The following is a 1323-nucleotide window of genomic DNA, read 5'->3' on the forward strand; positions in this document are numbered from 1 at the left end:
TACTGAACCGCCCCGGGTTTCGTGGAGGCTCTAGGTTGTGGCTGTGACCTGCGGTCTTGTCGATTTCTTGTAGTGGTTGGCCTCGTATTCGTCGGGTGGAACGTGGCCGATCTCACCGTGTAGCCGGGTGGTGTTGTACCAGTCGACGTATTCGGCGGTGGCCAGCTCGACGCCGGTCAGGTTCTTCCATGATCCGCGCGGCTTGACCAGCTCTGTCTTGTACAAGCCGATCGCCGACTCCATCAGGGCGTTGTCGAGCGCGTCGCCGACCGTGCCGATGGATGCGTCGATCCCGGCCTCGATGAGGTGCGTGGTGAAGCGGAACGATGTGTATTGAGATCCCGCGTCGCTGTGGTGCACCAGGCCCGGGCCGACTGGATGTCCGGCCCGGTCGCGTCGCCACAGCGCCATGTCCAGGGCGTCCAGCACCAGGCGGGTGCGCTTGCTGGTCGCGGCGGCCCAGCCCACGATGGCCCGGGAGAAGATGTCCACGACGAACGCGACGTAGACGACTCCGGCCCAGGTGGCCACGTGGGTGAAGTCGGCCACCCAGCGACGGTTGGGTGCGGCCGCGGTGAAGTCCCGCTTGAGCAGGTCGGCTGCCCGGCCGTGCCCCTCGCCCGGCATGGTGGTGCGGATCTTCTTCCCGCGGCGGGCGCCGGCCAGACCGAGCTCGCGCATCAGCCGTTCCACCGTGCAGCGTGCCACGATGTGGCCCTCACGGCACAGCTGCCGCCAGATCTTGCGGGCACCATAGACCCGGTAGTTGTCCTCGAAGACCCGGGTGATCTCGGTCTTGAGCCGCTCGTCGCGGATCGCGCGGGCCGAGGCCGGGCGGGAGCGGGCGGCGTAGTAGGTGGACGGTGCGATCTTGGTGCCGTGTTCGGACAGCACACGGCAGATCGGCTCGACCCCGAACACCTTCTTGAACGCGTCGATGAACGCGATCAATACCTGGATGGCCGGTCGAGCTCGGCCGCGAAGAAACCCGCTGCCGCCTTCAAAATCTCATTCGCCCGGCGAAGCTCGGCGTTCTCCCGGCGCAGCCGCTTCAGCTCCGCCGACTCCTCCGTCGTGGTCCCGGGCCGGGCACCGGCGTCGACCTCGGCCCGACGCACCCAACTGCGCACTGTCTCGGCAGAGGTGACGCCCAGCTTGGCCGCCACGGCCTTCATCGCCGACCACTCACTGGGGTAGTCCGGGCGGACCTCGGCGACCATACGGACGGCGCGGTTGCGCAGCTCAGGGGGATAGGGGGACGGACGTGCCATGACTCGATCCTCTCAGGGAATCGAGCCTCCAACAGACCCGGGACGCTTCACT

At 67.4% G+C, this 1323-nt stretch carries 1 protein-coding gene and 1 other annotated feature; the gene reads right to left on the reverse strand.

Going from position 1 to position 1323, the window contains the following annotated elements; translation table 11 throughout:
- Nucleotides 1-30: 30 nt before the first annotated feature.
- Nucleotides 31-1271, reverse strand: a protein-coding gene (locus AB0K82_RS44515; protein ID WP_364409802.1) for an IS3 family transposase whose coding sequence is annotated in 2 segments (ribosomal slippage) — nucleotides 31-989 and nucleotides 989-1271 — 1242 coding nt in all. Because the reading frame shifts where the segments join, the coding sequence is not laid out codon by codon here.
- Nucleotides 862-993: a sequence feature (AL1L pseudoknot), on the reverse strand. It overlaps the preceding gene by 132 nt.
- Nucleotides 1272-1323 lie beyond the last annotated feature (52 nt).

The organism is Actinoallomurus sp. NPDC052274 (assembly GCF_040679475.1).
Lineage (GTDB): Bacteria > Actinomycetota > Actinomycetes > Streptosporangiales > Streptosporangiaceae > Actinoallomurus > Actinoallomurus liliacearum.